The 7,220-nt window shown below is 69.7% G+C and carries 7 protein-coding genes; 1 reads left to right on the forward strand and 6 read right to left on the reverse strand.

Translation table 11 applies throughout. The annotated features are described in order from the left end of the window. Nucleotides 1–14: 14 nt before the first annotated feature. From ACO1BR_RS00535 to ACO1BR_RS00560, 6 genes are read right to left on the reverse strand one after another with little or no spacing between them, the layout of a single operon-like run. On the reverse strand, nt 15–1,271 hold the full coding sequence (locus tag ACO1BR_RS00535; protein WP_426793014.1) for a cysteine desulfurase: 1,257 nt from the start codon (nt 1,269–1,271) through the stop codon (nt 15–17). Continuing rightward, nucleotides 1,268–2,032 carry a Fe-S cluster assembly ATPase SufC gene (gene sufC, locus ACO1BR_RS00540; RefSeq protein ID WP_426793015.1) on the reverse strand — a complete coding sequence of 255 codons (765 nt, stop codon included), beginning with the start codon at nt 2,030–2,032 and terminating at the stop codon, nt 1,268–1,270. The genes ACO1BR_RS00535 and sufC overlap by 4 nt, the downstream gene beginning before the upstream one ends. A 7-nt stretch (nt 2,033–2,039) precedes the next feature. Further along, nucleotides 2,040–2,357, reverse strand: coding sequence for a non-heme iron oxygenase ferredoxin subunit (locus ACO1BR_RS00545; RefSeq protein ID WP_016578643.1), 318 nt, complete (start codon nt 2,355–2,357; stop codon nt 2,040–2,042). Beyond that, complete coding sequence (gene sufD, locus ACO1BR_RS00550; protein ID WP_426793016.1) at nt 2,354–3,538, reverse strand: Fe-S cluster assembly protein SufD; 1,185 nt, start codon at nt 3,536–3,538, stop codon at nt 2,354–2,356. Before sufD ends, ACO1BR_RS00545 begins: the two co-directional genes overlap by 4 nt. 59 nt (nt 3,539–3,597) lie before the next feature. Next, nucleotides 3,598–5,019 (reverse strand): Fe-S cluster assembly protein SufB, encoded by a 1,422-nt coding sequence (gene sufB / locus ACO1BR_RS00555; RefSeq protein ID WP_159504448.1) that lies wholly within the window; start codon nt 5,017–5,019, stop codon nt 3,598–3,600. Continuing rightward, complete coding sequence (locus ACO1BR_RS00560; protein ID WP_426793017.1) at nt 5,016–5,891, reverse strand: helix-turn-helix transcriptional regulator; 876 nt, start codon at nt 5,889–5,891, stop codon at nt 5,016–5,018. Before ACO1BR_RS00560 ends, sufB begins: the two co-directional genes overlap by 4 nt. A gap of 300 nt (nt 5,892–6,191) precedes the next feature. On the opposite strand from ACO1BR_RS00560, the gene ACO1BR_RS00565 reads away from it, so the two are divergent. Beyond that, entirely contained in the window at nt 6,192–7,181 is a 990-nt protein-coding gene (locus ACO1BR_RS00565) for an ABC transporter ATP-binding protein (RefSeq protein WP_426793018.1), read from the forward strand. Nucleotides 7,182–7,220 lie beyond the last annotated feature (39 nt).

Consider the following 7,220-nt stretch of genomic DNA (forward strand, 5'->3'; position numbering starts at 1 on the left):
AGTCAGTCCTGTCCTCATCCGAAGAAGTTGCGGACGTGCTCCAGGCCCTCGACCAGGGCGTCGACCTCGGCCGGGGTGGAGTACAGATAGAACGACGCCCGCGTGGTCGCAGGAATTCCGTACCGCAGGCAGACCGGACGCGCGCAGTGGTGCCCCACCCGGACCGCGATGCCCTGCTCGTCCAGCACCTGGCCCACGTCGTGCGGGTGGATGTCGCCGAGCGTGAAGGAGATCGTCGCCCCGCGGTCCTCGGCCGTGCTCGGGCCGATGATGCGCAGGTCGGGGACCTCCAGCAGCCGCTTGACGGCGTACTCGGTGATCGCGTGCTCATGCGCGGCGATCTTGTCCATGCCGATCGCGGTGAGGTAGTCCACGGCCGCGCCGAGGCCGACGGCCTGCGCGATCGGGGGCGTGCCGGCCTCGAACTTGTGCGGCGCGGGAGCGTAGGTCGAGGAGTGCATGGACACCGTCTCGATCATCTCGCCGCCGCCGAGGAACGGAGGCAGGTCCTCCAGCAGCTCCTGGCGGCCCCACAGCACACCGATACCGGTCGGGCCACACATCTTGTGGCCGGTGAAGGCCACGAAGTCGGCCTGCAGCGCCTGGACGTCCAGGACCATGTGCGGCGCGGCCTGCGAGGCGTCGATGCACACCAGCGCACCGACCTCCTGGGCCCGCCGGACGATCGTCTCGACCGGGTTGACGGTGCCCATGATGTTGGAGACCAGCGTGAAGGAGACGATCTTCGTCTGCTCCGTGATGACCTCGTCGATGTTGGACAGGTCGAGGCGGCCGTCGTCGGTGATGCCGAACCACTTCAGCTTCGCGCCGGTGCGCTGCGCGAGCAGCTGCCACGGGACGATGTTGGAGTGGTGCTCCATCTCCGTGATGACTATCTCGGTCTCGCGGTCCACGCGGTAGGGCTCATCGGCCCAACCCAGCATGTTCGCGACGAGGTTGAGCGACTCCGAGGCGTTCTTGGTGAAGATCACCTCGTCCCGGCTGGGCGCGTTGATGAAGGCGGCGACCTTGTCGCGGGCGCCTTCGTACAGCGCCGTGGCCTCCTCGGCGAGCACATGCACGCCGCGGTGGACGTTGGCGTTGTGGCGTTCGTAGTAGGCGCTCAGGGCGTCGAGGACCTGGCGCGGCTTCTGCGACGTCGCCGCGTTGTCCAGGTACACGATCTTCTTCCCGTCGTGGACCTGACGGTCCAGAAGGGGGAAGTCCTTGCGGATCGCCTCTGTGTCGAGGAGGCCCGGCAGCTGTGTCACGCGGTCGTACCACCCTTCACGTATGCCTCGTAGCCCTCGGCCTCCAGCTTGTCCGCCAGCTCGGGGCCGCCGGACTCGGCGATCCGCCCGTTGGCGAAGACGTGGACGTGGTCGGGCTTGATGTAGCGGAGAATCCGGGTGTAGTGGGTGATGAGCAGGGTGCCCACCTGGCCGGTCTCGCGGACGCGGTTGACGCCCTCGGAGACGATCCGCAGCGCGTCGACGTCGAGGCCGGAGTCGGTCTCGTCGAGGATCGCGATGGCCGGCTTCAGCAGCTCCAGCTGGAGGATCTCGTGGCGCTTCTTCTCACCGCCGGAGAAGCCCTCGTTGACGTTGCGCTCGGCGAACGAGGGGTCCATGTGAAGGCGCTCCATGGCCTCCTTGACCTCCTTGACCCACAGCCGCAGCTTGGGGGCCTCGCCGCGGATCGCGGTGGCGGAGGTGCGCAGGAAGTTGGAGACCGAGACGCCGGGCACCTCGACCGGGTACTGCATGGCGAGGAAGACGCCGGCCCGGGCGCGCTCGTCGACGGACATCTCCAGGACGTCCTCGCCGTCGAGGGTGACGGTGCCGCCGGTGATCGTGTACTTGGGGTGACCCGCAAGGGAGTAGGCGAGGGTCGACTTGCCGGAGCCGTTGGGGCCCATGATGGCGTGCGTCTCGCCCTGCTTCACGGTCAGGTCGACGCCCTTCAGGATCTCGCGCTGGCCGTTCTCGGCGTCGACGGAGACGTGCAGGTCGTGGATCTCAAGCGTTGCCATGGGGAACTCAGGACTCCTGGGTGACGGAGACGAGCACGTCGTCCCCTTCGATCTTTACGGGGTATACGGGGACGGGGCGCGTCGCGGGAAGGCCGGACGGCTTGCCGGTACGCAGGTCGAAACTGGAGCCGTGCAGCCAGCACTCGATCGAGCAGTCCTCGACCTCGCCCTCCGACAGGGAGACGTTCGCGTGCGAGCAGATGTCGTTGATCGCGAACACCTCGCCCTCGGTGCGGACCAGCGAGATCGGCGTACCGTCGATCTCCACCCTCTTGGGGGTGTCCTCCTCCAGCTCGCTGAGCGCCGCTGCGCGTACGTACGTCATGCCGCGGACGCTTCCAGCTCGGCTTCGATCTTGTTCATCAGGCGCTCCTCGACGTCCGGGAGGCCGATCTGCTGGACCAGCTCGGCGAAGAAGCCGCGGACGACCAGACGGCGCGCCTCGTCGGCCGGGACACCGCGGGACATCAGGTAGAACAGCTGCTCGTCGTCGAACCGGCCGGTCGCCGAGGCGTGGCCGGCGCCGACGATCTCGCCGGTCTCGATCTCCAGGTTGGGCACCGAGTCGACCCGCGCGCCGTCGGTCAGGACGAGGTTGCGGTTGAGCTCGTAGGTGTCCGTGCCGGTGGCGGCCGCCTGGATGAGGACGTCGCCGATCCAGACCGCGTGCGCGTCCTGGCCCTGCAGCGCGCCCTTGTAGGTCACGTGGGAGCGGCAGTTGGGCGTGTCGTGGTCGACGAAGAGGCGGTGCTCCTGGTGCTGGCCCTGCTCGGTGAAGTACAGGCCGTAGAGCTCGGCCTCGCCGCCGGGGCCCGCGTAGTCGATGCGCGGGTGGAGGCGGACCAGGTCGCCGCCGAAGGTGACGACCACGGACTTGAAGGTGGCGTCCCGGCCGACCAGGGCGTTGTGCTGGCCGCAGTGGACGGCGGTGTCGTCCCAGTCCTGCACGGAGACGACGGTCAGCTTGGCGCCGTCGCCGAGGAGGTAGTCGACGTTGGCGGCGAGCACCGCGTCACCGGTGTGGTCGATGACCACGACCGCCTCGGCGAACGCGCCCAGCTCGACGACCTGGTGGCCGTAGGCGGTGCCGCCCTCGCCGTGGACGGTGATCCGGATCGGCTCGGTGAGCACGGTCTCCTTGGGGACCGTGACCACCGACGCCTTCTCGAACGAGCTGTACGCCTGGGCCGCGACCCGGTCCACGGGCTTGCCGGCCTTGCCGACCCGCGGGTCGGTGCGGTCGACCAGCTCGTGGGTGACGCCGTCGGGCGCGGTGATGTCGACCTTCAGGTCGGGACCGCCGGCCTCGGCGCTGCCGTCGTGCAGACCGCGCAGCCGCGCGAGCGGCGTGAAGCGCCACTCCTCCTCGCGGCCGTGCGGCACCGGGAAGTCCGCCACGTCGTAGGACGGCGGGGCGCTCATCCGGGTGGCGACGGTGGACTCCGCGGCCACCGCGATGGAGCCGGTGGTCGTGGAACCCGCCGGGATGTTCTGAGCCTCAGCCATGGCTGTCGTTGCGCTCGCTTTCTGCGTTCAGGGAGTCAGTCGCTGCGTGCGGACCGGCGTCAGCCGACCGCGCCTTCCATCTGCAGCTCGATCAGCCGGTTGAGCTCCAGCGCGTACTCCATCGGCAGCTCACGGGCGATCGGCTCGACGAAGCCGCGGACGATCATCGCCATGGCCTCCTGCTCGCTCAGACCGCGCGCCATCAGGTAGAACAGCTGGTCCTCGCTGACCTTGGAGACCGTCGCCTCGTGGCCCATGGACACGTCGTCCTCGCGGACGTCCACGTAGGGGTAGGTGTCCGAGCGGGAGATGGTGTCCACCAGCAGCGCGTCGCACAGCACGTTGGACTTGGAGCCCGCGGCGCCCTCGCCGATCTCGACCAGACCGCGGTAGGACGTCCGGCCGCCGCCCCGCGCCACCGACTTGGAGACGATGTTGGAGGAGGTGTTCGGCGCCATGTGGACCATCTTGGAGCCGGCGTCCTGGTGCTGGCCCTCGCCCGCGAAGGCGATGGACAGCGTCTCGCCCTTGGCGTGCTCACCCATGAGGTAGACCGCCGGGTACTTCATGGTCACCTTGGAGCCGAGGTTGCCGTCGACCCACTCCATCGTCGCGCCCTCATAGGCGACGGCGCGCTTGGTGACCAGGTTGTAGACGTTGTTCGACCAGTTCTGGATGGTCGTGTAGCGGCAGCGGCCGCCCTTCTTGACGATGATCTCGACGACCGCGGAGTGCAGCGAGTCGGACTTGTAGATCGGCGCCGTGCAGCCCTCGACGTAGTGGACGTAGGCGTCCTCGTCGACGATGATCAGCGTCCGCTCGAACTGGCCCATGTTCTCGGTGTTGATGCGGAAGTACGCCTGGAGCGGGATGTCCACGTGGACGCCCTTGGGGACGTAGATGAACGAGCCGCCGGACCACACCGCGGTGTTGAGCGACGCGAACTTGTTGTCGCCGACCGGGATGACCGTGCCGAAGTACTCCTGGAAGAGCTCCGGGTGCTCCTTCAGCGCGGTGTCGGTGTCCAGGAAGATGACGCCCTGCGCCTCCAGATCCTCACGGATCTGGTGGTAGACGACCTCGGACTCGTACTGCGCGGCGACACCGGCGACCAGGCGCTGCTTCTCCGCCTCGGGGATGCCCAGCTTGTCGTAGGTGTTCTTGATGTCCTCGGGCAGCTCCTCCCAGGAGGCGGCCTGCTGCTCGGTGGAGCGGACGAAGTACTTGATGTTGTCGAAGTCGATGCCCGACAGGTCGGAGCCCCACTGCGGCATCGGCTTCTTGTCGAACAGCTTCAGGCCCTTGAGGCGGAGCTTGAGCATCCACTCCGGCTCGTCCTTCTTCCCCGAGATGTCGCGGACGACCTCCTCGGAGAGACCGCGCTTCGCCGAGGCGCCGGCTACGTCGGAGTCGGCCCAGCCGTATTCGTACTTGCCCAGGCCCTCAAGCTCAGGGTGAGCAGTCTCCGTGGGGAGCGTCATGCGGGGTTCCTCCCGGCCGTGCTTGCAGATGCTGTGGTGGTCTTGGTGGTGCTGCTGTGAGCTGTGCTGCTGTGAGTCGCCTTGCCGGCCCCGGCCTTCGGGACGAAGGTCGTGCACACTCCGTCGCCGTGGGCGATGGTGGCAAGTCGCTGTACGTGGGTCCCGAGCAATCGGGAGAAGACCTCGGTCTCCGCCTCGCACAGCTGCGGGTACTGCTCGGCGACATGGGCGACCGGGCAGTGGTGCTGGCAGAGCTGCTCACCGAGCTGGGGATTGGGCGCGCTGCGCGCCGTAGCAGCGTACCCGTCCGCGGTCAACGCCTTCGCCAGGGCCTCCGTACGAGCCTCCGGCTCGGCGGCCTCGACGGCCGTGCGGTAGACCTCGGCCTGGGCCGCGAGGCGGGCGCGGGCGAACGCGGCGACCGCCGCCTCGCCCTTCTCCCCGCCGCCCGCGCTCTGCGCGATCCAGCGCAGCGCGTCGGAGGCGAGCTGGTCGTACGCCTGGTCGAAGGCGTCCCGCCCGCAGTCGGTGAGCGCGAACGCCTTGGCCGGGCGGCCGCGGCCCCGCGTGCCGTAGACCCGCTTCTCGCGGGGCTCGACGACGCCCTCCGCGGCCAGCGCGTCCAGATGACGGCGGACGGCGGCCTGGGTCAGCTCCAGGCGGAGGGCCAGCTCGGCCGCGGTGGACGGACCGTGGTCGAGGATCGAGCGGGCGACGCGATTGCGGGTGCCCTGCTGCTCGTCGTGCGGCGTCGGGGCGGGGCCGCCCTGGGCGGGGCGCCCGACCTTCGCGGGCCGCTCGGGCGCGGAGGAAACCGGGTCGGCGGTCGGCTGGACCGCCGGCCTCCCCTGATCCTCACTCGCGTATTTCACAACGCCATTGTTGCGTAATTCGCCAAAGCGATTCAAGCCTGTTTCACATCACGGACTGGTGGCCTCGATCACTTAGGGTTACCTAATTCCGCACCCGTCCCGGAACCCTGAAACGCGTCCGGCCTGCGACGACGCGGCCTCGTCACCCCGGCCCGCCGCACGCCCCCGGGGCACGGCGCGGACGCCGCACCGATGGCCGAAGACCGCCGCCACCCGCACCGCCGTTCCAGCGACCCCGCCCCCGGACCGAACCCGAGCCCCCCTCCCGGCCACCCGGCCCCGCTCCGTAGACTGCCCGCCATGCGCAGTACCTCCCCGGGGGGCGACCCCCAGACCCGCCCCCTTCCTTCGGCGGGGGGACCCCCAGGCCGGGAACCTGCCGTCGAGGTCGTCGGCCTGGTCAAGCGGTACGGGGCCAAGACCGCCGTGGACGGGCTCCACCTCACCGTCGCCCGCGACTCGGTGACCGCCGTCCTCGGCCCCAACGGCGCCGGCAAGACCACCACCGTCGAGACCTGCGAGGGCTACCGCCGCCCGGACGCCGGCCGGGTCCGCGTACTGGGGCTGGACCCGGTCGCCGACGCCGCCGCGCTGCGACCGCGCATCGGCGTGATGCTCCAGTCCGGCGGCGTCTACGCGGGCGCCCGGGCCGAGGAGATGCTCCGGCACACCGCCACCCTGCACGCCCACCCGCTCGACGTGGCCGTGCTCATCGACCGGCTGGGACTGGGCAGTTGCGGCCGCACCCCCTACCGGCGGCTCTCCGGCGGCCAGCAGCAGCGCCTCGCGCTGGCGATGGCCGTGGTCGGCCGCCCCGAACTGGTCTTCCTGGACGAGCCCACCGCCGGCCTGGACCCGCAGGCCCGGCACGCCACCTGGGACCTCGTCCGCGAACTGCGCGCCGACGGCGTCAGCGTCGTCCTCACCACCCACTTCATGGACGAGGCCGAGCAGCTCGCCGACGACGTCGCGATCATCGACGGCGGGCGGGTGATCGCCCAGGGCAGCCCCGAGGAACTGTGCAAGGGCGGCGCCGAGAACAGCCTCCGTTTCACCGGCCGCCCCGGTCTGGACATCGCCTCGCTCCTCAAGGCCCTGCCCGCCGACAGCATCGCCACCGAACTCGCCGCCGGCACCTACCGCGTCAACGGCCGGATCGACCCGCAACTCCTGGCCACCGTCACCTCCTGGTGCGCCCAGAACGGCGTGATGCCGGACTCGATAGCCGTCGAACGGCACACTCTTGAGGACGTTTTCCTGGAGCTCACGGGGAAGGAGCTGCGCGCATGACGCGGGGTCACTCGCCTTTCGGCCGGGGGTCCGGGGGGG

It is taken from the genome of Streptomyces sp. YGL11-2 (assembly GCF_050054615.1).
In the GTDB taxonomy this organism is placed as follows: domain Bacteria; phylum Actinomycetota; class Actinomycetes; order Streptomycetales; family Streptomycetaceae; genus Streptomyces.